Annotated in this window: 23 protein-coding genes; 16 read left to right on the forward strand and 7 right to left on the reverse strand. The window is 66.2% G+C overall.

What is annotated here, in order from left to right:
• The first annotated feature begins 224 nt into the window (after nucleotides 1–224).
• From AB0B61_RS15380 to AB0B61_RS15390, 3 genes are all read left to right on the forward strand, one after another.
• On the forward strand, nucleotides 225–2,555 hold the full coding sequence (locus AB0B61_RS15380) for an L-tyrosine/L-tryptophan isonitrile synthase family protein (RefSeq protein ID WP_358431994.1): 2,331 nt from the start codon (nucleotides 225–227) through the stop codon (nucleotides 2,553–2,555).
• 62 nt (nucleotides 2,556–2,617) lie between these two features.
• Nucleotides 2,618–2,800, forward strand: coding sequence for a hypothetical protein (locus AB0B61_RS15385; protein WP_358431995.1), 183 nt, complete (start codon nucleotides 2,618–2,620; stop codon nucleotides 2,798–2,800).
• Between the two features lie 150 nt (nucleotides 2,801–2,950).
• Nucleotides 2,951–3,934 carry a BtrH N-terminal domain-containing protein gene (locus AB0B61_RS15390; RefSeq protein WP_358431996.1) on the forward strand — a complete coding sequence of 328 codons (984 nt, stop codon included), beginning with the start codon at nucleotides 2,951–2,953 and terminating at the stop codon, nucleotides 3,932–3,934.
• On the opposite strand, the gene AB0B61_RS15395 is transcribed toward AB0B61_RS15390, so the two are convergent.
• Nucleotides 3,931–4,884 (reverse strand): GntR family transcriptional regulator, encoded by a 954-nt coding sequence (locus AB0B61_RS15395; protein WP_358431997.1) that lies wholly within the window; start codon nucleotides 4,882–4,884, stop codon nucleotides 3,931–3,933. The genes AB0B61_RS15390 and AB0B61_RS15395 overlap by 4 nt on opposite strands.
• A 174-nt stretch (nucleotides 4,885–5,058) precedes the next feature.
• On the opposite strand from AB0B61_RS15395, the gene AB0B61_RS15400 reads away from it, so the two are divergent.
• From AB0B61_RS15400 to AB0B61_RS15420, 5 genes are all read left to right on the forward strand, one after another.
• Nucleotides 5,059–6,084, forward strand: a complete 1,026-nt coding sequence (locus AB0B61_RS15400) for a hypothetical protein (protein ID WP_358431998.1) — start codon at nucleotides 5,059–5,061, stop codon at nucleotides 6,082–6,084.
• A 65-nt stretch (nucleotides 6,085–6,149) separates the two neighbouring features.
• Nucleotides 6,150–6,698, forward strand: coding sequence for an NUDIX domain-containing protein (locus AB0B61_RS15405; RefSeq protein ID WP_358432409.1), 549 nt, complete (start codon nucleotides 6,150–6,152; stop codon nucleotides 6,696–6,698).
• Between the two features lie 85 nt (nucleotides 6,699–6,783).
• Nucleotides 6,784–9,543: a CARDB domain-containing protein gene (locus AB0B61_RS15410; RefSeq protein ID WP_358431999.1), complete on the forward strand. Its 2,760-nt coding sequence runs from the start codon at nucleotides 6,784–6,786 to the stop codon at nucleotides 9,541–9,543.
• 72 nt (nucleotides 9,544–9,615) lie between these two features.
• Nucleotides 9,616–11,652: a hypothetical protein gene (locus AB0B61_RS15415; protein WP_358432000.1), complete on the forward strand. Its 2,037-nt coding sequence runs from the start codon at nucleotides 9,616–9,618 to the stop codon at nucleotides 11,650–11,652.
• A gap of 103 nt (nucleotides 11,653–11,755) precedes the next feature.
• Nucleotides 11,756–12,358 (forward strand): hypothetical protein, encoded by a 603-nt coding sequence (locus AB0B61_RS15420; RefSeq protein WP_358432001.1) that lies wholly within the window; start codon nucleotides 11,756–11,758, stop codon nucleotides 12,356–12,358.
• A 340-nt stretch (nucleotides 12,359–12,698) separates the two neighbouring features.
• On the opposite strand, the gene AB0B61_RS15425 is transcribed toward AB0B61_RS15420, so the two are convergent.
• From AB0B61_RS15425 to AB0B61_RS15435, 3 genes are all read right to left on the reverse strand, one after another.
• A complete protein-coding gene (locus tag AB0B61_RS15425) occupies nucleotides 12,699–14,237 on the reverse strand; it encodes a YfjI family protein (RefSeq protein ID WP_358432002.1) in 1,539 nt (512 codons plus the stop codon).
• Complete coding sequence (locus AB0B61_RS15430) at nucleotides 14,234–15,106, reverse strand: hypothetical protein (RefSeq protein ID WP_358432003.1); 873 nt, start codon at nucleotides 15,104–15,106, stop codon at nucleotides 14,234–14,236. The genes AB0B61_RS15425 and AB0B61_RS15430 overlap by 4 nt, the downstream gene beginning before the upstream one ends.
• Nucleotides 15,107–15,337: 231 nt before the next feature.
• Nucleotides 15,338–15,601, reverse strand: a complete 264-nt coding sequence (locus AB0B61_RS15435) for a helix-turn-helix domain-containing protein (protein WP_358432004.1) — start codon at nucleotides 15,599–15,601, stop codon at nucleotides 15,338–15,340.
• A gap of 596 nt (nucleotides 15,602–16,197) precedes the next feature.
• Here AB0B61_RS15435 and AB0B61_RS15440 point away from each other — a divergent pair.
• From AB0B61_RS15440 to AB0B61_RS15460, 5 genes are all read left to right on the forward strand, one after another.
• Nucleotides 16,198–17,028 (forward strand): helix-turn-helix transcriptional regulator, encoded by an 831-nt coding sequence (locus AB0B61_RS15440; RefSeq protein WP_358432005.1) that lies wholly within the window; start codon nucleotides 16,198–16,200, stop codon nucleotides 17,026–17,028.
• Between the two features lie 34 nt (nucleotides 17,029–17,062).
• Nucleotides 17,063–17,473 carry a hypothetical protein gene (locus AB0B61_RS15445; protein WP_358432006.1) on the forward strand — a complete coding sequence of 137 codons (411 nt, stop codon included), beginning with the start codon at nucleotides 17,063–17,065 and terminating at the stop codon, nucleotides 17,471–17,473.
• Nucleotides 17,470–17,625: a hypothetical protein gene (locus tag AB0B61_RS15450; RefSeq protein WP_358432007.1), complete on the forward strand. Its 156-nt coding sequence runs from the start codon at nucleotides 17,470–17,472 to the stop codon at nucleotides 17,623–17,625. Before AB0B61_RS15445 ends, AB0B61_RS15450 begins: the two co-directional genes overlap by 4 nt.
• The gene (locus AB0B61_RS15455; protein ID WP_358432008.1) at nucleotides 17,622–18,110 is read left to right on the forward strand and encodes a hypothetical protein; all 489 of its coding nucleotides are present in this window, start codon (nucleotides 17,622–17,624) and stop codon (nucleotides 18,108–18,110) included. Before AB0B61_RS15450 ends, AB0B61_RS15455 begins: the two co-directional genes overlap by 4 nt.
• 94 nt (nucleotides 18,111–18,204) lie before the next feature.
• On the forward strand, nucleotides 18,205–18,495 hold the full coding sequence (locus AB0B61_RS15460) for a hypothetical protein (RefSeq protein ID WP_358432009.1): 291 nt from the start codon (nucleotides 18,205–18,207) through the stop codon (nucleotides 18,493–18,495).
• A gap of 284 nt (nucleotides 18,496–18,779) precedes the next feature.
• On the opposite strand, the gene AB0B61_RS15465 is transcribed toward AB0B61_RS15460, so the two are convergent.
• A complete protein-coding gene (locus AB0B61_RS15465; RefSeq protein WP_358432010.1) occupies nucleotides 18,780–19,355 on the reverse strand; it encodes a dihydrofolate reductase family protein in 576 nt (191 codons plus the stop codon).
• Nucleotides 19,356–20,220: 865 nt separating this feature from the next.
• On the opposite strand from AB0B61_RS15465, the gene AB0B61_RS15470 reads away from it, so the two are divergent.
• From AB0B61_RS15470 to AB0B61_RS15480, 3 genes are all read left to right on the forward strand, one after another.
• Nucleotides 20,221–20,643, forward strand: a complete 423-nt coding sequence (locus tag AB0B61_RS15470; protein WP_358432011.1) for a hypothetical protein — start codon at nucleotides 20,221–20,223, stop codon at nucleotides 20,641–20,643.
• A gap of 102 nt (nucleotides 20,644–20,745) precedes the next feature.
• Nucleotides 20,746–21,519: a neutral zinc metallopeptidase gene (locus AB0B61_RS15475; protein ID WP_358432012.1), complete on the forward strand. Its 774-nt coding sequence runs from the start codon at nucleotides 20,746–20,748 to the stop codon at nucleotides 21,517–21,519.
• Nucleotides 21,520–22,030: 511 nt separating this feature from the next.
• Nucleotides 22,031–22,627, forward strand: a complete 597-nt coding sequence (locus tag AB0B61_RS15480) for a hypothetical protein (protein WP_358432013.1) — start codon at nucleotides 22,031–22,033, stop codon at nucleotides 22,625–22,627.
• 443 nt (nucleotides 22,628–23,070) lie between these two features.
• On the opposite strand, the gene AB0B61_RS15485 is transcribed toward AB0B61_RS15480, so the two are convergent.
• On the reverse strand, nucleotides 23,071–23,652 hold the full coding sequence (locus AB0B61_RS15485) for an Imm8 family immunity protein (RefSeq protein WP_358432014.1): 582 nt from the start codon (nucleotides 23,650–23,652) through the stop codon (nucleotides 23,071–23,073).
• On the reverse strand, nucleotides 23,628–24,116 hold the full coding sequence (locus AB0B61_RS15490; protein WP_358432015.1) for a hypothetical protein: 489 nt from the start codon (nucleotides 24,114–24,116) through the stop codon (nucleotides 23,628–23,630). Before AB0B61_RS15490 ends, AB0B61_RS15485 begins: the two co-directional genes overlap by 25 nt.
• Nucleotides 24,117–24,312 lie beyond the last annotated feature (196 nt).

Below are 24,312 nucleotides of genomic sequence, written 5' to 3' on the forward strand. Positions count from 1 at the left end.
CCCATTTATGGAGCAGCGATTAGCGCGTCGCCACAGCACGTACGTGGGAAGCGACGGAGCCAGAATCGGCGGCGTTGCAAATGAACAGAACCTCATGCCAGGAGAAATGGATGTCCGGCACGCTGCTCGCCAAACTCATTGAAACCGACCCGATTCTGCGTCTGCATTGCGCCGTGGAGCGCGACGGCGTGCCATATCCCGCTCACGGAAAAACCACCCGCGTCGTGGACCTTGACGATATCCAGGACGGCGCCGACGAATTACGCACCTCGCTGGCCCGGGTGTTCAGGATCTGCGTCGACAGGTACGGCATCGGCATGAGCGACCCCCGCTTCGAAGTGGCGCCCAGCGGGCGGGCGACAGGCCGGGTGGTGCTGCCGGACGTGGCCATGGAAGAACTGGACGAGGAGCAGGCGCGGCGCCACCTGGCGGAGCTGACCGAGACGATCGCGCTCCTGGGGCGGACCACCGGCACGTCGGCCCATGCCGTCCTCGCGACGGAGCTTCGCTTCCTGTCCGCTCGCGCGGCGGCACTGCTCGACGCCTCGGGGGACGGCCCGGCTCACGCGGTGGACGACCGCCAGCATGCCGTGCTGAGCGAGGTGCTGCGGCGGGTGGCCGAGCGTGCGCGCCTGCGGCGGGCTGATCCGGCGATCAAACCGCCGGCCGTGATGCTCGACATTGACATGTGCGCGCTCGATCCCCGCGCCCGGGTCGTCCATGCTCTCAGAGCCGTCGGCGTCGATCCCCACGGGCTCGCGGCTCTGCCCTCCTATCATCGGCCGGCCTGGGATCTGTGGGTTCAGGAGGCCGACGCGGAGATCGACCACGAGGACTTCTGCCGCGCCCTCTTCCGCCCGTGGGAGAACCTGCGCTGGGACACCCCGGTGCCGGGGCTGGCCCGCTTCGTGTGGGAGGTGTACGACGCCGGCGGCCGCGTGATCTTCAACACGGGACGGCGGGAGCGGGTCCGCGAACACACCGAGCACGCGCTGGCCGCCGCCGGCATCACGGGGCCACGCGTCGCCTTCCTGCGGAACGACCGCTCCCGGCCTGTTCACGAGTTGAAGGCCGAGAGTCTGCCTACCTTCGCCGACCTGGACATCGTCGCGGTGTTCGACGACATCTGCGAGAACCGGCAGGCGATGGCCAAGAGACTCCCTGACGCTCTCTTCGTCGCGGTGGAACTGCCCGGCTACGTCCACGAGCGACCGTATGACGGTGCCGAGGTCGTCCAGTCCTTCGAGACCGTTCCCCGCTGCGCCCGCACGGCGCGGGCCACAAAGCTTCCGGCGCTGTCACATGCGAACTCGCTGGCCGAACTGCCGCTGGCCGAGATGTCGGAGGGGAAACTCGCTCTGGAGCACGCCGTACGGCTCAGCGAACGCGAATCCCTGGAAATGGTCGGCACACTGATCCAAGGCGCCGAACGTGCCGCGATCCAGACGGCCGAGCGTGCTCCCCGGACAGACGATCTCGCGGCCGATATCTATCACCTGCTCACCCGCCCCCAATTCCGCAAGGGAGCTCGGGCCACCTATTCCTTGGCCATGGCGAGGCGTGAGATCCGGCCCCATGTGGCCGACGGCGCCCCCATTCCCATCATCACCAGGGGATTTCCGCTCAAGTTCCACTACAACAAGCTCAAGACGATGGGCAGCCTGCCCGACCTGTCCGAGCTCGCCGCCATGATCCGGCTGCGCGAGCTGCAACGTACGGTGCAGCGGATTTATCCGCCGGGGTTGGCGATCACGGTGCTCGGCGACGGCAACCACTTCCGGCCGCACCCGCGGAGCTTGCTGCGCGCCTACCGGGAGAAACTGCTCTCCTATCACGCTCTGGTCGGCGAGATCCTCACGATTTCCGACCTGAACGAGGTCGCCGAACAGCGCATGGGAACCCTGGCCATGCGACAGCACGCCGTTCTCGTCCCGCAGCGAGTGGCGGAAATTCGTGACGCCCTCGCCGGGCTGGACATCACCTCCACTCCTCTGTCCGCACTGGAGCAGGCCACGCTTCGCACGGCCCGTGTGATCGGTGAGGCGATGCCGCATTTCGAGAACCTGTTCCGATCCTTGATGTACACGGTTTCCGTGACACAGGGGCACAGCGCCGCTCTTGCCAGGCACATCTACGCCGATCTGTTCAACCTGACCGACCCGGCACTCTCCGCCGAACGTCGCGCGGTCCTGGTCCGGGCCTGGCACGACACCATCCGGTACATGGCGGTCCTGTGGGTCGATCATGAGCTGGGATTCGACGCGGCGATGTTCTCCCACCACATCCGGCTGACCCCGAATCCGCGCAGCGGCTGCCTCGGCTTCACCTACCTTGGCGGGGCGTCCGTCCTCCCCTGGCACGGCATGGCGGCCTTGGACGTCTTGGGCCGAGTGTCGACAGACTTCGCCGTCTCCCTGCTCGACCAGAGCTTTGTTCCGGCGTACTCGACCCTGCTCGGCCCAGACCAGCCGTGGACGATGGTCCCGGTCACCGCCACCGAAGGCGGCCGCCTCAACGACGGCTTCCGCGCCGCAGTACGACTCAGACACCGCTGAGCACCCCGCCCAAATCGCACTATTTCCCCACAAGTTACATCTGGTCACTACCATTTCCCGATGTGTCTCCTGAGCATCCCCACACGACGGCCGTCTTCGTCGACCAGAGCGGTCGCCGGCGACGGCTGATCATGATCGGCTCGATCGCGTCCAGTGTGCTGGCCATCGCACTGCTCGCGGTCGTCATCGGCGGCTTGTTCTCCAACACGACGCTGTCGGTGACCGGGTGGCCGGGCGATCACTAGGGCGGGATGGGCAGCACGGCTTCGCCCGACCCTTCACCGACGCCTCGGCCGAGCCGGACCAAGCGGCCCACCCCTTCGGCGGCTTGACTCTTCCTCTGTGGGAGACCCCATGCTGCTCTCGCCGATCGCCCAACTACCGAGGAGAGCGACATGACCATCGTGCATGGCATCGAGGGCCGTGGCCTGCAGCACTGCGAGACGACGGCCCTGGGAGTGTTGCTGCGGCATGAGGGACTCGATCTGTCCGAGCCCATGCTGTTCGGACTGGGCTCGGGCCTGTCCTTCATCTACTGGGACAGCAAAAGCATGCCGTTCCCCTTCCTCGGAGGCCGCGTCAAGCCCTTTGAACTCACCAGAAACCTGACTGCCAGGCTCGGCCTGACACTGTCCGTCGATGAGACCACCTCGCTACGCAAGGCGTGGGAGAACGCGGCCACCCAGATCGATGCCGGTCGACCGGTCGGCCTCCAGCTCGACTCCTTCCATCTGGACTACTTCCAGTCCAAGGTGCACTTCGGCGGCCACGTCGTCGCCATGTACGGCTACGACGAGCACGACGCCTACCTGGTGGACACCGCGCAGCAGGGAGGAGCCGTACGTACGAGCCGGACCAGCCTGTCCATGGCGAGGGCCGAAGGAGGCCCGATGACGGCCAGGAACCGCTCGTTCTCCATCACCCTGCCGGCGCACGCGCCCTCCTGGCAGGACCAGATCATCCCCGCGATCAAAGCCTGCGCCGGAGCCTTCCTGGCCCCTCCCATCGCGAACCTGGGCCACCGCGGCATCGAAAAAGCCGCAAGCCAGGTGCCCAAGTGGCTGCTGCGCACGGACGATCCGCAGCGCGACCTGCCGCAAGCCGCCGTACTCATGGAGAAGGCCGGCACCGGCGGCGCCCTGTTCCGCGCCCTCTACCGTGACTTCCTCGGCGAGTGCGCCGAACTCATCGACGATGACCGCCTGCGCACAGGTCACCAGCTGTACGCCGAGGCCGCCACGCTGTGGACGACCGTGGCCGACTTGATCGCGAAGGCCGGGGAGAACGGCGACGCGACGCACCTTGAGCAAGCGGGCGCCATCCTCCACGACCTTTCGCAGATCGAGCGGGACGCCATGCAAGTGCTGAATGAGCTTTAACGCCCGCCGCGGCCCTCCACCAGGACGGCGAAACCGTCGAGATGGCGTGCGAGGGCGTACTCGAACAGTCCGTTCAGGTCCGACGCCGCTTCCTCTGGGATCGCCGCCAGCAGGGGGAATCGTCCGCTGTGGAGGAGTTCGTCGGTTCGCTTTCGCTGGGCCAGCCACCACCGGTCGAGCGTCACGCCGGTCTCCTGCTCCGCCTCGACCTCATCCGCCATGGACAGTGCGATGGTGAGGACCAGTGTGTGCAGCGTGAGCGCCTCCTGGATCCCTGTCGCCACGGGCAGCCCGAGCCCGTCGAGTGCGCGCAGGGTCCATTCCGTGTGCTCCATCATGTTGGGGACGAGCGACGGGCGAGTGAACGAGATGGCCCTCGGCAGCCAGAGGTGTCGCCGGCACAGCTCCCATTGACTGCGGGAGATCAGTTCGAGCTTGGCTCGCCAGCCCTCCGGCCCCGGGATGGGCAGATCCGGTTCGCCGAAGGCTTCGTCGACCATCTGCGTCACCAGTTCGTCCTTGTTCGCCACGTGCCGGTACAGCGACATCGGACCGACGCCGAGTTCGGCCGCGAGTCGCCGCATGGAGACGGCGTCCAGTCCTTCGGCGTCGGCGATCGTGATGGCGGTACGGAGAACCTGCTTCCGGTTCAGCTTGGTGATTCCGCCCTGCCGCGGCTTCAGTGGCGTACTCGGGCCGGTCGGCTGCGGCCGGCTCACGCGTGCGCTGACCACCGTGCCAGAACCGACCTTCGCCTCGACCAGCCCGTCGTCGCGGAGCGTCGCCATCACTTTGGTCGCGGTCGCGACCGCGACGCCCCATCGCTGGGCGATCTGCCGGATGGACGGCATCCGCTCGCCGGGCCGCAGCTCGCCGGACAGGATCCGGGCGCGGATCTCCGCGACGATCCGCCGGTATGGCGGGTCCGGCCGCTGCGTTGACGACGACATGGGGTGCCCCCGATTCGTTGGTGAGGTCGCTAGTGTACTAGTTCAATTATCACAGTACTAGTGCACTTTATCTGGCTAAACCCCAGAATAATCCGGCTTTTTGACAGCCGCTCGCTACCCTGTACGCATGACATTTGATACGCCGTACGCATCGATGCGACAGGCTGGTGGCGCATGAGCCGGCCAGAGGACCCGATGTCCATCTCGTTCGCCGAAGTGCGGTCGTGGCATCGACCGTTGATGATCATGGTGGCGGCGATGTCCGCGCTCATCGTCGTCTCGATCTTCGGCCTCCTCGCAGACGGTCGCGAGCTCATGCAGCAGTCGATCTGGGTGAAGCCGTTGAAGTTCGGGGTGTCGTTCGTCATCCATGGCGCGACGCTCGCATGGCTGCTGCCGAAGCTTCGCAAGGCGAAGCGCACGATGTGGGCCCTCGGGACGGCCTTGGCCGTCGCCGGGCTGATCGACGTCGGCTTCATCGCGGTACAGGCCGCTCGCGGCACCTTCAGCCACTTCAACACCGGCGCCGATACGTTCAACACGATCGGGCAGGTGGTCTTCTCCACCGGCGTGGTCGGGTTGTTCGGGGCGAACCTGCTCATCGCCGTCATGCTGCTGTTCCAGCGGATCGGTGAAACGGCACTCACCTGGGCCCTGCGCGCTGGGATCGGGCTGGCCGTCATGGGCATGGGGCTGGCGTCCTTCATGGTCGGGACGGCCACGAGGACGCCCCGGACGGTCGAGGATGCCTACGGAAACCCGGTCCCGCTGGTAGGGGGACACGGGGTGGGGGTGCCCGACGGCGACGGCATGCCGATCACGAACTGGAGCACCGTGGGTGGCGACCTGCGCGTTCCGCACTTCATCAGCCTGCACTCCATGCAGGTGTTCGTACTCGCGGTGCTGGTTCTCACCGCCCTCGCGGCCCGGATCAGCTGGCTGCGCGGCGAACGCACGCGCGCCCAGCTGACCGGGGTCGTCATCGTGGGCTACGCCGCGCTGTTCGCCATCACGGCGTGGCAGGCGCTGCGCGGTCAGTCGCTGATCCACCCCGACACGGCCACGTGGATCGCGCTCGCGGTGTCGGCTGCCGTGACCGCGCTGCTGGCGGTGCTGGCCATCTTGGCGGCCCGCCGCAGGGAGATGGCGCCCGCCAACCATGGGCACGTGCACCACCCGCGCTCAACCCAACGGGCCTAAAAGCGTGGGTGGAGTCCGACGAGACAACTTTCGGGAGCTTTGCCGGAGCGGAAGGCCATGTAGAGATCTGGATCATGGGTGACTGGGCGGCCGCCGCGCTTCTTACGGCCGGCCGCCTGGTCGACTTGGGGGCGAATCGTATGATCAATTTCATGTCGATCCCCCGAGCAGTCGCCGTGGTCACCGACGGTATCCGAGTCCTGGTCATCAAGCGTTTCCTCATGCGCCGCCCCGGTGTCCCGTGCGTCATGTGCGATGCCGCAGGCTGGCGGGGGTCTTCGTGTCCTGGTCACCGCTATACGGTGCTCCCCGGGGGCCATGTGGAGGATGGCGAGTCGCCAGAGAGTGCGGCAGTACGCGAACTCCACGAGGAGACGACTCTCACCGGGAAGATCGACCGGCTGCTCTTCACCAGCTCACACAATGGCCGGCCCGCCTTCTACTTCCTCATAGGTGACGTCAGCGGCGTTCCGTCACTGTCCGGCGAGGAGGCCTTGGACCACGGGCCGGACAACACCTTTGAGCTCAGATGGCTGAGGGCTGACGAGTTCGAGCAGCTGAACCTGTACCCCGCCGATGTGCGCGGGCCGCTCACGGAGCTGCTTCACACCTGACGGTGACCAGTGCGGGCCGGGGCGGGGTGATTTCTGAGTAGGGGTTACTCATGGCGACCCCGAGATGCGCATCGACACTCGGTCCATGCGTATCCGCCGGGTGATCATGCCGCTCGTTCTGACCGTCGTCGCCGTCCTGCTCGGCGCCCCACCGGGGCACGCCGCGGGGTCGGTCCATGGTGACTGTGAGTTCCTCGGGAGCTCGCCCCTCTCGGTCGTGGAAGGCGGGCGGCCCCGGGCCAGGATCACCTTTGTCAACGACAGCCAGGAGAGCGGGTGGTTCACCGCCACGGTCGAGAGAGGGTTCCACTACTGGCACGCCACACCGTTCTACCGGCAGCTGTTATCCGCCGAGACCGGGCTGGTGCAGGGTGAGTTCGACCTGCCGCCGGCGTACGGCGAGGGCCTCGGCGAGGCGAGCGGCGTACGGATAACGATCACCTCGACGCTGTCGGGCGACACGCCCATCGGCACGTGCGCCACCCAGCTGAAGGTGCACACGGGCCGTGACACCGACCAGGACGGGCTGCTGGACGACTGGGAGACCAACGGGATCGACTACGACCAGGACGGCACGGTCGACCTCGCGCTGAACCAGCCCCCGTACAACGCCGACCCGAACCGCAAGGACATCTTCGTCGAGTTGGACGCGATGTTCTGCGTGGCGTCGTACTGCCCGCGCTCCAGGGAGCTCGACCCGACCGCCGTCGGCCAGGTGGTGGCCGCCTTCGCGGCGCACGGCATCACCCTGCACGTCCGTACCGGCGAGCGGGCCGCCGAGGTGGAGCGGATCTCCTTCGACACCGACAGCCCGGGCGCGCTGAACGACTTCGCCGACCTCAAGTTCGGCGACCCCGACCTGCCCTGCGACGGGAACTTCGGCGACGTGCTCGACCGGATCTCCCGCAACTGCGAGAACATCCTGGGCGCCAAGCGGCTGGTCTTCCGCTATGCCCTGTCGGCGCACGGGCTGACCGGGCTGGGCACCACGTCGGGCAAGGCCGAGGCCGGAGACGATTCCCAGTTCACCGTCGACGTCTCCCGCCTCGGCCGCATCGCCCTGCCGGGCGGCAACGACTTCGTCATCACGCTCGGCACTTGGGACAACAAGCGGATAACCGACAACGGCGGCCAGGTGGCGGCGGAGGCGGGCACGTTCATGCACGAGCTCGGCCATACGCTCGGGCTCCAGCACGGTGGCATGGACAGCATCAACTGCAAGCCGACCTACCTGAGCGTCATGAACTACTCCTACCAGTTCCCCACGGCATCCACCGCGACCCGCCCTCTGGACTATCAGCCCCAGGAGCGCGCCACCATGGCCGAGGACCACGGGCTCGACGAGGTGGGCGACGCCCTGCCAGGGGTCGGCGGGCGGACGGTCGTGTACGGGCTGGGCGGCGCCTGGAAGACCACGCCGGCCAACAAACCGGTCGACTGGAACGGCGACGGCACCAGCGCGACGGGCCAGTCCGGCGACGTCAACCACATCGTCTTCGGCCCCGACACCACATCCTGTCCCGTCTCACCGAACCAGACCCTGATCTCCTGGAACGACTGGGAGCACCTGAACCTCAACTTCCGCGAGAGCCTGTGGTTCGAGGACGGCGCGCACAAGGGCGTGCTCGGCCTGGGCGACACCGAGATCACCGCCGAGGCCGCGGCGAGTCTCAACCCGCCGATCGACCTCACCGCCGCCAAGACCGTGGACAGGCAGGACGCCTTCCCGGGCGACACGCTCACCTACACCGTGAACGTGGGCAACAAGGGACCCGCCACCGCCACGGCGGTGAAGATCGACGACACGATGCCCGACGGCACCGTCATCCGCCGTACAACGTCCGACATCGAGATGGGTGACTCCGCACGGGAGACATTCACCTACGAAATCCCCTGTACGACTGCGGACGGAACGGTCCTGACCAACAAGGCGACCGTGTCGGGGACCAACGAGCGCGGATACGCCGAGACCGAGACCCTCTCCGACAACACCGCCGACGTGCCCACCACCGTGCACAGGCCGCTGATCGGCGTGGACGCCGCCGCGCCCGCCACCGTCAACGCCGGCGAGGCCACCGCCTATACCCTGACCTACCGCAACACGGGTGGCGCCCCCGCGCCCCCCGCCACGCTCACCGCGACGCTGCCCGCCGGCGTCTACTACAGCACCGCGCTCGACAAGGGCGCCGGACCCCGTCCCGGCTCCGTGACCAGGAACGCCGACGGCACCACCACGCTGCGCTGGAACATCGGCACACTGCCCGCCCGCACCGGAACCGGCACGATCGCGTTCACCGCGCGACCGAGCCTGCTGCTCCTGGACGGGGCGAAGGTCACCGTACCGGTCTCGCTGAGCGTCGCCGGCTCGGGTCCGTGCCCGATCAGCCCCGCCACCGCGACGGCGGAAACCCGGATCACGACCGTCTCGCCGAGCCACGACCCCAGGCTGGTGACGTTCTGGGCGCTGCGGCCCGACCTGCGCACCGCCGAGCCACTCGCCCGCGTCCAGGCAACCGACACCCGCTTCGACGGCGCCGGCGGCTCGGCCACCGACGGCATGCTCTCCCAGCGGGAGTCCTCCGCCGTCCTCACGCTGCCGGTGACGCAGCCGCGCACGCTGCAGGCCGAACTCCTGGCCACCACGCTCAATCTGGCCACCCGCCGGATCAACCCCGACACCGGTGTCGACACCCTCACCGCCCGCGCCCTGGGATTGAGGACGGTGGGCGACGCCGTCCGCCACGCCCAGGCCACCCTCGCCCAGCCACCCACGCTGGACAACCTCCTCCGCTACACGAAAGCCACCCAGCTGCTCACCGAGATCAACTCAGGTCTGGCGGGCTAGGACCAGCACGGCGCGCCATCGGCGGGCGATGATCCTTGGCCTCGGCCGGCCCGATTCGTTTAGGCTGGAGGGGTGCGTGCGCTGTGGCGGGTCGTCGCGATCATCGTGGCCGCCGCCGTAGGCGCGGTGCTGTTACCGATCGCGATCAACTTCGCCACCGACCAACCGCTGCCGCTCTGGCTCGAGCCGTACCAGAGCTGGTCCTGGCCCGCCGTCGCGGTGCTCGGCTCGCTCGCGGTCATCCTGGGGTTCACCGCCGCCCGCGGACCCGCGACCCGGCCGGCCGTGACGGGCAAGGTACGGCCAGGCGCCAGGGAGCGGGCGCTGGAGAACGTCCACGAGCAGGTGGCGCGGCAGCTGACGATCAAACTGGGCGACATCGCCCGCGCCGACATCCGCGCCGAGCGTCGGCCCGACGCCGTCTCCCCCGTCCTGAGTGCCCAGGTCCGCAGGCTGAACGCGCCCGAGGGCGCCACCAGCACGACGGTACGGCACGCCTTCGAGGACAGCGGCTGCTCACTGCTGCTCCTGGGGCAGCCTGGCGCCGGCAAGACCACCCAGCTCCTGGAACTGGCCGCCGACCTGCTCGGCGAGGCGCGGGACTGCGCCGGGCCCGTCCCCGTGCTCATCGATCTGGGCGGTTGGGGGCGCGACCGGCCGCTGCTGCCCTTCCTGAAACGGGAGCGCACCGTCGACAGCCTGCGCGAGTGGCTGCTCGGCAGGGCGCAGGAAAGCTACGGTGTCGGCACCCGGATCGGCCGGACCTGGCTGGACAAGGGTGAGCTCGCGCTGCTGCTCGACGGCCTGGACGAGGTCGCCGATGAGGTGCGTCCCGAGCTCGTCGGCCTCCTCAACGAGCTGAGCGACGCGCACGGCGACCTGGTCCTCGTGGTGGCCAGCCGTATCGCGGAGTACGAGCGCTGCCCGCCCCTCCAACTGGCGGCCGCGTCGGCGATCCTGCCGCTCGGCCGAGAGCAGGTGTCGGCCTACCTCGCCGGCGCCGGATCCGAATTCGCCGACCTCGGGCGGGCGCTCGACGCCGACGAGTCGCTCTGGGAGGTGGTCGACTCGCCGTTCTGGCTGCACGTGCTGGCGTCGGTCGCCAGGGCGCCGGGAGTCGGTGGGCTGGCGGAGACGGCGCAGCCGTCCGAGCGCCGGCGCCGGATCTTGGACGCCTACGTCGCGCAGGCGTTACGGCGGCCCAGGCCCGAGCTGGGCTGCTACGCGCCCGAGCAGGTGCTGCGCTGGCTGGGTCAGTTCGCCAGGAGCGCCCGGCATCTCGGCTGGACGACGGTCATCTCGCCGCAGGTGATGCCTTCGGTCTTCAAAGGGACGGTTCCCGCCGGCTTCATCGCCGCCCTGCTGCCCACGCTCGGTGTCGCTCTGCCCGTCGCTTCCGTGCTCCAGGCGGGGGCGATGCTGGCCACGAGGTTCGGGGCGCTGAGCACCGTCGCGCTGGCCCCGCTCCCGGCCACGGTGGCGGCCATCCTCGTGGCCAAGTGGGCGGTCGGCGGGCACATCCGATGGCCGTTCGACAGGCGGTCATGGATCGTGGGGACTCTGGCCGCCCTGCCGCTGGCCGCGGCCGGCTACGCGCTACAGACGATGATGGCGGATCCGCCGCTGTTTCCGGACTCGCCCAACTTCTCGCTTGCGCTTCTCATCGGATTCACCTCGGCGTTCCTCCCCATGGTCACATTGGGGGCAGTCGGCGCGCTGATCAATTTCTGGACCGCCGATTCGACCGATGAGGAAATCCGTATCGGTCTGTCGATGAGCTTCCTGGGCGCGGGGGCCGTGGGGGTCGTCTGCCTGCCGCTTGCCGTCTTCGGCGTACTCCCCTGGACCGGCCCCTTCCTGGCGGGCTTCGCCGGGGTCTGGATCGGCACCGCCCTCGCCGGGGGCGTCGGCATCCTGAGCGGCAACGGGGTGATCGGCGCCTGGCTGCCCGTGGCGGTGCTGATCGCCGCGCGGCTGCTGCCGGTGCGGGCCAACCGCTTCTGCCGCTTCGCGGCCGCGACGGGCCTGTTGATCCCGGCCGGGTACACCCGTACGGCCTACCGCTTCCCCCACATGATCTTCGTCGACTACTTCGCCGATCACGGCTGATCAGAGGAGGCAGGCGCGGCCGGACCGCCGCCGTCCCAACGGATCCGCGTACAGGAAGATCGATTTCCCCAGTGAGGTCACTCTGCCCGACGGCACCAGCCAGTTGCGGCAGTACTCCCTCTCGCAGGCGGCCGCCGCCGGCATGCTGCGGATCACCGTACGCCGGGTGCGCGGCACCGGCGGCACCCCGGACGGCATAGTCTCTGGCTTCCTGCACGACCAGGTGGGTATCGGCGACCGGCTGCGGCTGAGCCACCCGTACGGCGAACTCACCCTGCGCGCCAGCGAAGCGCCATTGGTCCTGGTCAGCGCGGGCGTCGGCATCACTCCGATGGCCGCCATCCTGGACCACGTCTCGCGCACCCAGCCCACCCGCGACGTCACGGCCGTGCACGCCGACCGCAGCATGGAACGCCACCCGCTACGCGCCGACATGATCGCCAACGGCTCCCGGCTACTCTCCTTCCGCAACCTCGTCTGGTACGAGCAGCCGGTCCCGGACGCGCCGGATGCCTTCACCGGTTTCATCGACACCGACGCGATCCCGCTGCACCCCGACGCGGATGTGTACCTGTGCGGTCCACTCCCGTTCATGCAGATGGTCCGGGCCGGCCTGCACCGCCGCGGCGTGCCGGACGAGCGGATCCGCTACGAGGTCTTCGGCTCCGAACAGTGGCGCCCGGCCCCCGTGCCGACACCGGCCTGACCGTACGAGGGGACGACACCCATCAAGGCGGTTCCTCCGCTCGCCTCCCAAGGGCCGGCCAGCCATTCCGGCCGCCGTCTCCCGCACGACAGTAAGACGGCATGTGGGTGACAAAACTCCGGATTAGGCTTCTGAACTGCGGTAATGCTGTCACCGGTGGTGGTGACGAATTGGGGACGATATCGGTGGGATACGTCTTGACCTGCGCAGATATTTGTCACCGGCGTTGGTGACATGCCTGGAGCGGTTCTGTCACCAGCGAGCGGTTTTGTCACCGCTTTTGTCACCGGTACGGATGACACCTGTTCTCGCTGGTCAGCAGAGATAAAGCGAGGTTTTGTCACCGTGTCACCGCCAGATGAGGGTGAACCTCGTACATGATCGATGGGCGACCCACCGTCGCCGCAGGGGGCATCCGGCGGATGTAGCCATAGTCTTCGAGAAGCTTCAGCACGGGGACCAGCTCGCCGACGGACTTGGCCTGCTTCTGGATGCATCGATGCGCGTCGCGCCGCTTGAACGTCTTCTTGCCCTCGGCCCACTTCAGGACTTTCCGGGCCTTGTCTAGCAGCGGGTGCTCCTCCATCACGCCGAATGCCGCCTTGGCATGGTCCACGTAGTACCTGGCGAGCTTGATCGCCCGCTCCATGGTCCCTTCCTGGATGGAAGACCTGTGACCGTCCATGGGGTTCTCGGCCAGGTGCAGGACGCCCGCGAAGCGGGCCGTGTGGCCCGCCAGCTTGGAGGCCCACTCACGCAGCGTTTCCAGGTCTCCGGTGCCGACCAGGAGCCGGGGCTCAATCTCGGCTCGCCACTCCGTGAAGAGCTTCAACGCGGCCGGGGTCATGGTCAGCAGGGCCGGGTCGGTCCAGTCCGACAGGCCCATGGCCAGTTGCTTCATGGTCTCGCCGTACGCCCGCAGCACCTCCTCCGGCGTGAGGTCGGGCGTGATCTTTCGCTTACCCACCAAGTCGGGCGGCAGGCTGAACAGGAAACGAGCCAGCACGCCCCTGCCAGCCATCTGCGGCTTGGCCGCGATGTCGCGCAGCATCTGGGGTTGAATGCACAAGCCGATGGTCAGGCTGGGCCGCTCGACGAACTCACCGCGGCCCCGCCGATCGACCTGGAGCCGGTCACCCGCGTGGCCCTTCAGCACCAGCTCCACGTTCGGACGGCCGTTGCTGGAGTACCGACCCATGATCACCTCGAAGAACGTGCCCTCGGCCGCGAGGATCGCCAGCCGCCCGCCCTGCTCGGCCAAGATCGTCGTGGCCTGCTCGGGGGAGGTGTCGTCAGCGGTGAGCCGGGGTATGACGGGCACGGCGATCTGCTGGGCCATCAGCTCCGCCGCCACCGCGACCTTGAGATCGTTGGGACTCTTGGCCTTCTTCATCAACTCCTCCGCGTCCGCCATGGCGGTGCGGCGCTCGGCCTCGCACTCCGCGATGCGTACGCGGATCGCTTCCTGGAGATCCTTCTCGGTCCGGAAGATCGGCCCCATCATCGCGTTGAAGACGGGCGACTTACCCGCACCCGGCGGCATGGCCACCGCGAGCATCAGATTCAGCGGCTCGCGCCACTGACCCTTGACCGCGACTTCGGCTCGTCCGCCGGCTGCCGTTGCCAGCGCAGCGAGCGCCAGCGCGCCCGGCAGGTCCTCCGGGACCTGAATTTCCTCCGCGACGGCCTGGATCATCGCGGCGATGTAGCCGGGGAACACCTCGGTGGGAAAGGGCGGGAGCTCGGCGCGGGCACGAAGCAGGATGGGCTCCTCCCACTTGTCATCCGAGCCAGGGGTTTCCTCGGCGGCCGGCGGGACTTCCTTCCCGCTCTTGTCGATGTCCGGAGCCCAGGCGGGTTCGTTGTTCGGGGTCGTCACCCGTAGTACTCCTCGTTCAGGTAGGGCTTGGGCTCCCAGACGGGGATGAAGTCGCCGGTCGTCCCGCCTGCGGCGAGGTGGTCGGCGGCGTCCTTGCCGTGAGTGGCCTGGATGACATAGATGGAGCGGGCAACCGGCATGAGGTGACCCACGACCTCGGTGGCGTGCGTGCGACCGGGCTCGTCGCGGTCGGCGACGATGGAGACGTCGGCACCGTGAAAGTACTCGGCGAACTCCGGGCGCCACTTGCCCGCGCCCATCGGGTTGCAGGTGGCGGTGATGTGCCGGCGGGCACAGAGCGCCTCGACGTCCTTCTCGCCCTCGCAGATCATGACGACCCGCTCCTCGCGGACGGCCGCCAGAACCTCGGGGAGACGGTAGGGGACCAGCTTGACGGCGAGCTTGCCGTCGTCACCGTAAAGGCTCCACCGGCGGCCGGAGCGTTTGGACGGGTCGGGCCGCCACTGCCGGAACCCCTGGCAACCGTTGCCCTTGAGGCGACACCGGGCGACGCCGTACAGGATGGCGCCGTCGCGGTCGCGGTAGAGGTATTCGGCGACCTTGTCGTGGCCGCACGGCATCCACAGGTCAGCGTTGCCGTTGTCCGGCCTGGCCTCGTTCTGGAGGTCGGCGGGCCAGAGGGCGGACATCGGCAGTTCGAGGGCGGACATCACGGACTCGGTCGAGCACTTCGGCCCGCCGTGGCACTTGAGCTTGACCACGTTGTCGCTGCCTACGCCCACCGAGAGCGAAGGGTGGCGGTCATCGTGGGCGGGACACATGGCGTTCTTCTGGGTGGCCGAACCACGCGAAGCGTGGCCTGTGACCTCGTAAAGGCGTTGGAGAACCCGCGCGAAAGGCGTGCTCATGCTGTCTCCCCTTTGAGCAGCTTGAAGCAGCGGAGCGAACTCCGCTGATAAGTGGTGAAGTCGCGCTAGCGGCGCGATAAAGGGAGCGCCCGGCAGCCGATGTGGTTACCGGGCTTACCGATGGCCTCGAAGTTCTGGGCAGCGCCACTGATGCCCCGCCGAAGCTGGATCAACGTGGAAAACCACGAAGGTCGCTACGGGCAGTTCATGAGGGCTTTGGCCAAGAGGTTCTTACCCCTGCTCGCGCAGGCGGGCGATGTACTCGATAACGGCCTCGCGGGGGACCCGCCGGCCGCGCTCGCCGATCATGACCGACTCGATCTCCCCGGACTTCACCATGGCGAAAGCCTTGGTGCGCCCAATGTGGAGCTGCTCGGCGACCTCCTCGACGGTGAGGAGGAGCGGCAGCGTCGCGGCCCCGGCATGATCCAAAGTCGTGACCTCGGACTTACCGGTCCGGGGTACGGACAGGTCAGCGGCATGACTAGACTTCACACGTCCTCCGATTTTCACTTCGCATAGGTGATGCCCCCGCGTGAGCAGGGGTGGTGGGGACGTCGGCCTGGCAGGCCCGAGAGGTGCAAGCTCTCGGTATATCCCCTGTCGGGCCGTCCCCGTTTCTGGAGTCGAGCTGTCTTCAGGAGACCCTAGGGATGTCCGATAGACCCCTTGAGTCCAAGACGACCTTACCAGCTCTTGACCTTCTTACAACGCGCATGGCCTGCGCGCGCGCAAGGCGTGTCGCCTGATCAACTTCCCCCAAGGCGTGTACACGCTCCACCGCAGAGCGGCACCCCTTGCGGCCTGGCCAAACTCCACAGAGGGACGGCAAAAAATGTCGCTTTTGTCGTTTTGTCGTATGCTGTTGCACTCGATGTCCACCACTGACTGGAACGACTCAATCACTCTCTGTCGCGTATCGCTTACTGTCAGGAGCTGGTTCCGAGGCGGCCCCTGCGGCGGCCCTGTCGCTCGCAACGGACCCAAAGAGGACTCCAGCGAACCCCATCGAACGACAGAACGCTTGCGTGCGCGCAAGCCGACAGCTAGTGTCTGCTTGCAAAATTAGCGAAAATTTACGGAGTGTACCAGTGTCCGGCGACAACCCCTCGGGCCGAGGCAACTTCTCCGATTGGCTCACCGCCATGGCGAAGGCGATGGGATACGGCACTGACGCCGCCCTATCTGATGCACTCGGGATAAGCCAATCCACCATTTTGCGGTGGCGGCAAGGAAGTAAGCCATCCATTCGACATCTCGCCGGCCTCAGTCGTGTGCTCGGGACTCGTCTTGAACCCCTTCTGGTTCTCACCGGCCATGTTTCGGCCGATACTTTCGACGCGAACACAGATGCGCCCGAACCTCCATCCGCGACCACGGAAACGGTACGCAAGATAAAGGACTCAACGCTGGGCGACAGTTTAAAGGAGCGCCTGCTTGAGTATTGGGACCTACGCCTCGGCGAAGAACGTGGACGACTCTATGCCCTGATCAAGGCGCTGGAAGAGGAAGAAAGAACGGGGCCGGAGACTTCTCTTGACGTGGCCGAGACATATCGGCTCATGAAGTCGGACCTGCCTAAACATTTCGCCGATCTCATGACGGCTGCCCGTGACTATTTCGAGAACGCTCTTCCTCGTCGAGGGCGACGGCGCACACGGCAATCGACGATCTTCGACCTCGTCAGTGCGCAGGATCACCTGGTCGGCGGCATCGAGGCGTCAGAGCTACGCAAGAGCCCAGACGGGCGGTGGTTCTGGCGTAGACCTAACGGCGAACCAACGTTCGAGGTTACATTCTCAAGCGAAGTGGAGGCCATCGAAACACGCCAAGCAACACTCAACGTTCTCCGAGAAGTAGTGGAGAAGGCGGTGAACAAGCGTGACAGAAAGGGCTCGCCGCGAGGCCCGAGCGAGAGCTGACGGCGAGGGTAGTTTTTACCGACGGGCGGATGGCATGCGGATCGGCACCGTTGCCCTGCCCGATGACTCACGCCCGACAGTCTCTTCAAGATCCAGGTTGAAGGCGCAAGAGAAGTGGCGCAAGCTTCTTCGCGACATAGAAGACGGCAAGCCAATTACCACGGGCAAAGGTATGGCACTGGCGGCATACCCGGACCAGTGGGTGAACAAGGCGCTGAAGCAGCGCGCAGCCGCAGGAAAAATCCGCGAATCGACTCGCCTTTCCTATGCCGGCAACATTCGTCTCCACATCGTGCCGCGCACCGGAAACGAGCTGTTGACGAAACTCACCCTGGCGAAGCTTCGAGACTGGATCACAGAGTTGCAGCAGCAAGCCTTCCGGCTGGCGAAGGAAGACGGTGCACGACGCCGAGGCCGTACCCGATCTCCTGCCACACCCTCTTGAAGACGGCGCTAAACGCCGCCCGCAAGGAGGAACTCGTCAGCCGCAACGCCGCCGAACTGGCCGAGCCGCCCTCCGGTAAGAGCGAGCGGGGCACGTTCCTCACCCAGGACGAGGCCCACCGCCCCTTCACCGCCGCCATGAGCGACACTTGACCAGTCCTGTGGCTCACCGTCCTTGGCCTGGGGCTCGTCGTGCGCTCGACGACCTGACCGGGTCCCCGGTCTCAACAGTCGCGATCTCCTGCCTGCTCCGCGCCGGACAGGCCGGCCGCCTGCGCGGAGATGACGGCCGCGACCAGCTCGACGACCGTCCGCGTGTGCGCCAGCCGTACCGCCCAAGTGATCTTGGGAAGGGACAGCCCGGCCAGCGGACGCCATGGCCACTCGGGGAGCTGGCGGGCGGTGGTGTGCGAGCCGACGCCAAGCGGGCGCGCGCGCTCTCCGCGCTGGTCGCGCTGGGATCGCTCGCCGGAGTCACCAGCCCGATCTTCACCGGCTGGCTGCTCGACATCGCCGACACCCAGCAGCGCGGCTACGCCGAGGTGTTCCTCGTCTTCGGCGCGCTGGTGGCGCTCGGCGGGCTCTGCTTCGCCGTACTCGTCCATCCGGAACGTGACCGGCGCAGGGTGATGGGCTGATCTATCGGAGCCCGGCCAGCGGACCGACCTCGTCCCGCTCCGCTCACCGCGGCCACGTAGAGTGCCGGTCCGATGAGCACGGCAATGGACCCCCTTGCTCAGCCTCGGGATCCCGCTCCAGGTCGTCCGCGACATTTTCGGCCACAGCGACACCGAAGTGACCATGAGCATCTACGCCCACCTACTGGAAGGCGACCGGCGCGCGGCAACGGAGGCCATCTCCACCGCTCTCCTGAGCAAACAGCTCCCGAAGACACCGGCTGAAAGATCGGAAAGCAGAAGGCCCCCGACACGCCGTGCCGGGCACACGCTCTCCCCGGCCGACTGGGCCGCCTTCCCCAAGGACGTGCCCTACCGCGACATTTGCCCGACCAGGCAGCCCTAAGTGAGCTAGCAGGGCCTCTCATGGCCGTGAGGGGGCCTGCTTCATATCCACTCAGTGACGCGGTGGCCGAACAGCAGCGACTTGATGACAAATATGGCTCTTCATGATCGAGGGTGTAACTGGATCTGAATCCGCCGGTCTCGAGCCGTGACCGGGCAACGTAGTCGGTGAGGTCGCGGAAGCCCAGGGCGGAGCCACGTAGGTGTTCCAGGCGGAAGCGCCAGGCACCACGCACGCGGCGGGGATGACGATCTCGGCATGGCTCGGCGACGTCTCGTCGTCGATCAACCGTGTCGGGTCGGCCGGTAGGTCAGCACCTGCGTGTGGCCGTCGAAGGTCCGGGCCTGGAGCAGCTCGAGGTCGAAGTCGCCGGCACCGTCGAAGATCCGGTCCACGCCGGTCGCCCCGGAGATCACGGGGAAGACCGTCACCTCGATGGCGTCGATCAGGCCGGCGTTCAGCAGTGCCCGGTTGAGCGTCAGGCTGCCGTGCGAGCGCAGCGGCACATCGGATTCGGCCTTGAGGCGCGTGATGACCTCGATGGGATCGCCGGACTCGATGGTCGTGCCCGGCCACTCCAGCGGCTCGGTCAGCCGGCTGGACAGCACCGTGACCGGGGAGTCGAACATGCGCGTGATCCACCCGTCGAACAGGCTGCGGTCGAAGCCCGCGTCAAGGAACGGCGCGTTGGAGGAGTAGGTCTTGGCCCCCAGCACCATGCGCAACGGGTCGCGGTAGGCGGCGGCGCGATAGGCGAGGAATTCGGGACCCTGCTTGCCCCAGTAGCCGCCCCAGTCGCCGCTGTGGTTGGCGAAGCCGTCGAGCGTGGAGAAGATGTCGAAGGTGTACGTGGCAGTCATGGTGTCTATCTCCTTGCGGGAAGCTGGCCGCGCGCCCCTTGCGGCGGCCTCACCCCTGCTACGAACACCACCGCCCCGATCCGACACACCTCCCGGATTTCTCGCAAAACTTTCCGGGCTCATCCGACCTGCGCGTGGAGTTGAGCTCTGAACCCGCCGGCCTCGCTGTGTCGCCACGCGCGCTCGTCAACGCTGAGGACCTCGAAAGACCATGTTGCTGTACAACGCTGCTGTACGAAGATCGAAAGGCCCTCCGGGGTCTTCCCCAAGAGCCTTCCAGTTGCAGAGCCGACGAGGGGAATCGAACCCCTGACCTTCTGTTCGCAAGAGACTTCGAGTCTGCCCACGAGCGTCCACCGCTGTTATCGACGCCTGCTCAGCGGCCTCCTGAACTTGGTCAGTTTCCACGAGGCCGCCGACGACAACAAGCAACTGACCTGCCGCCTTGCCCAAACCCGCGCAACTCAGCAGACCTGACCGGCCCACCATGCCCGCCATCTTTATCGACACCACCGACGCCATCGAACTCGCCTAGCTCCTGCAGTTCATCGCTGACTGGCTCGCCGCAGACCCCGTGCGATAGGCTGCAAGTAGCGCTGCGTAATCGATATCACCAGGCGTAATTGGCATAAGAGCTGATATCGAGCACCGCGCTCTACGGAAACGCACAAAATCGCGCTACCGCACCCGACTTATACCGCGAAGTTCGAGCCGACACTACTCCGGGACGCGGCTCCGACTAGAGGGCCCTTACTGCCGGCCCTGGCTAGCAGGTGTCAGGCCCCCAGGCGGCCCGCAGTAACGGCCGCAACAGTTCCACGTTCAGCATCCTGAGAGTGTCGTAGAAAGGGCGACAATCGGCGGATTGACCGATGTGCACCTACGTCTGGTCAGCCGACGGGACTGGGGTCAACGATCGCAGCCATCTGGCGAGGGCGTCGTCGGCGCTCAATTGCTGTCACTCGGTTGCGATGACTTCGTTGACGGCGGTGCGGGTGGCGGCTTCGTCGACGATGCTCTTGTTGGCGGCGAAGGTGGCCAGCAGGGCCTGGAAGGCGAGGTTGTCGACCGCGCGGGGATAGCCACGGCTGGTGGAGTTGGAAAGATCAACAAGCCGGCGACGGCATTCGGTGGCAAGAGGATCCGCACCGCAGGGTCGCCAGACCCGAGAAGCAGAAGCTTCGCGGCAGCGGTGACCAGGGCCGGCAGGATCAAGACGCGCCGCACAAAACCCTCATCCACCTGGGACTCTCGAGTCGTCGCCGCCACACCTGTGACCCGAACGTGACGCCGCACCTCTCTCCATGAATGGTGCCGTATCCGATCATGTCCTCTTATGAGGTTCACACACACGCGGCCACCGCTCCGCGTCTTAGCCATCCTTGTGATTTTGGGCAGCCTGACCGGGTGTCTTTCGGCCGGCGGCCAGGATGAAGCTCTGGCCGTCGATGCGACGCAGGCGAAACCAGGCGCCGTTCTTGCTCCGCCATCGATCTCTCCCCGCAATGCGGCACTGAAAAGCCCCCTCTACCGCACGCCTCCCATTACCAAAATCAAATGCGAGCTGCCGCTGCTTGAGGATGACAGCTGGGGCTCGATGCGACGCTACATGCAGACGGTGAGTGGCTGTCTCGACCGCGTGTGGGCGCGGCAGGTCACCAAGATGCACGCGTCTTACACGCCACCCAAGCGCAAGTATCTGATGAAGCGGATCAAGGTCACCGCCTGCGGTGGACCCACGCCCCCAAAGGGGGCATACGGCGTTTACTGTCCGCTCAACAAGACCTATTACGTGCTGGCCGACCGTAGTTCGTGGGCTTCCTATCAAGCCCTCTGGGCCGCGCATCTCGTCGCCCACGAGCACAGCCACTACATTCAAGACCTGGTGGGCATCCTGGACTACCAAGCGGAGCTCGATGCCAAAGCCAGGAACGAGCACGACCGACTCCTGACCGAAGACAAAATCGAAGATCAGGCCGGGTGTTTCGCGGCGGCCGCGCTACAGGCGATGCGCGATACGTTGCCTCCCTGGTCCGAGTTCATATCGATGTACAGGACGGAGAAGGACCTCAAACGCTACGGGGTGTGGCTCGACCGTGGACACCATGGCGGCCGACTCGGCTCCTGCAACACCTGGACCGCCCCCAAGAAAGAGATCGGCTAACCAGGTGAACCTCTTACCGATCTCCAGGCCACGCACCGAGAATCTCGATATCGATCGCCCGGCCATCCTCATCGAGATCCACGTTCACCATCGCGCCGTCCATCGTGACCGTCCTCGCCACCCCGCCCACGGGCGAGAGGACCTCGCAGGTAGCCGTACGCGGCCCATCTCGGGAGCATAGGTCCACGTGCCGTGGGGCACATGAGCGCCCAGAGCACGCGTGTGTTTCCGTAGCGCGCTCTCCTGAAATACACGCCGTCCTGCGGACCGTCGACCGATAGCGCTATGTAACGATCCATGTGCGCACGACGAAATCAAGGATGAAGCGAGGTCCGTACGCCGGGAATCTTTGGATAGGTCGAGCGATGCCCGAAGACACTACGCTGCACGCTGACCCGGGCGGCTTCTGGATCGCGTCGTTGACCTGCTGCTGCGGCTTCCGCTGGTTGTCAACGTTTCGCAGGCGCTTTTCACGGGTCGTGTGCCCTGGACCAGCCCCGACCTCTTCCTTATGAAGGACCCGGAGGTGGTTGTCATTTGGATGCAGGCAGTGCCGGCCGTTGTCGGTCTTGTTGGCGTTGTGGTCGGGGTGCTTGTTGGCGCCTGGCGGCAATCACTGCTTCAGCAGGGTAACTGGCTGCGCGACGATCTGAGGCGTTGGCAGCAGGACCGAAGGAAGTCGTACCTCAAGCTCGTCCACGCCGACGATGAACTGTACCGTTGTGTGATCCGGGACTTGCGTGACCCGCCGCCTGGGCAGCCAGTAACCGATAGTGGAATAGTAGATCCCGATGAAGCAATTCCGCCACTCGCTACGAATGAACGCGCCAAGCTGATCCAGACATTTGACCGCGTCTGGCGTGCGAGGCGCGAAATCGAGCTGCTCCATCTGACGGACGACGCACTCTTAGTAGCAACCAACAGGCTCACGCTCAAGGACGCCGAACTGGTGAGCCTTATGCTATTCGACTTGACTCACCGCCCTGAAGACACGCTAGGAATAACAGTACAAATCCGAGGAGCGCTGAAGGTGCGGCGCGACTTGATTGACCAATTCATGCAGGAAGCACGGATGGCTCTGAACCTCCCACGCAACCGGAGTGCTTAAGCCAATTTCGGGCCTGTTTGCTTATCCGGGTCTCGCCAAGGTTGCAGAGGTCGGCGTGATCTCCGCACGTGATCCATTGCCCCGGCCAAAGCGACCTAGTCATGCGCCTGATCGCGAGAGCCCATAACCAGGACAACAGCACCACCAGCATGGTCCGGCCGCTAGCAAGGGCACTAGCAAGATCGCGACATTGTCCTGATAAACAAGAAGCCCCTGACGGCATAACGCCTGGTCAGGGACTTCCTCTTGTAGAGCCGACGAGGGAAATCGAACCCCTGACCTTCTGTATACAAGATCCCCAAACGATCTTCAGAGCCGTCCGGCCACGTTCGCCGAGCTGGTCGCTGGATGCCACACCGTCCGCAGCAGTTCGCGAGAGTTCATGATCGTTCGGCTCGGTGGCTCCCAAGGTGGCTCCCAAGACTGTGCTGGATCGCCATGCCTCAGCCTGTGCGGTCCTCGAACTCCCACTCTGCGATTCGGCCGATCTTCTCTGCCAGCTCACCCCATGTGGGGGCCTCCAGTACGGCAATCCGATCGCTCAGCCACTCGGTCACCTTGTCGGGATGGAGTTCGGCGACGAAGAGCCAGTGCCGACCAACGAGAAAGGGGCGGTGTCCAAGTTGCTTCGTGAGGGCCGACGGGGTGCAGACGGTGAGTTGGAAGCGTTCCTCGCCTAGCTCATCCTGAGGACCGACATACATTTCCAGGAGTTCGCAGGCATGGGCCGGATCATAGGTTCTCCGCTCCGCCTCAAGATCGACCCAACGGAACTCTCCCACTCGTGCTCTCACTGTCCCATGATCGCGCACAAGCGAGGCTGTCAGCTTGGGAACTGCATCGATCGGGGCGTTCGCGACCGAGGGTTTGTCAGCGAGTGCATGCAAGCGAGCGGCGTCCTCGTACGGGGTGGTGGTCGGGGCTGGTCCGCCGCCGTATCTGCCTGCCGTCGAGGCGTTGGTGGCGTGGGAGGTCTCCGAGCTGAGCTGCGGGCGTTCGCTCAGGGCGTCGTGGAACTGTTCCACGTGTTCGACGTGGTGTCGGTCGTTGGGCCGCCGTGGCGGTGGCGCGTGATCGATACGGTTCCCGCGAGCGTGTCGCCGCTGTCCGTATGGGGCGGCGAAAGGTGGGGCCTGACATGCTTCCAGCCCGGACGGTGTTCGAGGACCTGGCCGAGGCCCTTGATGAACAGCGCAGGATGTGTCGGGGATCCATTTGGATGCCAGTAGTTCGGGTCGTAGTAGATCGTGAACGCGTTTCCGTGGGCCATGGCATAGCGGTAGTAGTCGTGGAGGCCGGTTATCCCGCAGTGCTCGATGTTCCAGACCTGTCCGGAGATCTTCTGGTAGACACAGGCCCTCCCGTCGTCGCACTTGTAATTCCAGTACTGGGCGCCTGCGGAGGCTGCGCCCGCTCCGCTGACAAGAGCCGCGGCCCCTAGAGTCACAGCCAGAGCTGCACGGATGGCGATCAGCTTGATCGATGGCATTACACATTCCCCTTTCTCGGCCCGGCCTCCTGACCGGGCAGCGACCGTGGCGCAGGCGTGCGCAGAAGATCGAAGGGCTGTGGCGTGCGAAGTCCGGCAAAGGCGCCCCGGTGCGGGGATCCGGTCGTACCTTCGCACTGGCTCAGCATGTCTGACCAGCGTTGTGGGTTCGTGCGGGTGCTGGACTCGCCGCTGC

It is taken from the genome of Nonomuraea sp. NPDC049158 (genome assembly GCF_040648335.1).
GTDB lineage: Bacteria > Actinomycetota > Actinomycetes > Streptosporangiales > Streptosporangiaceae > Nonomuraea.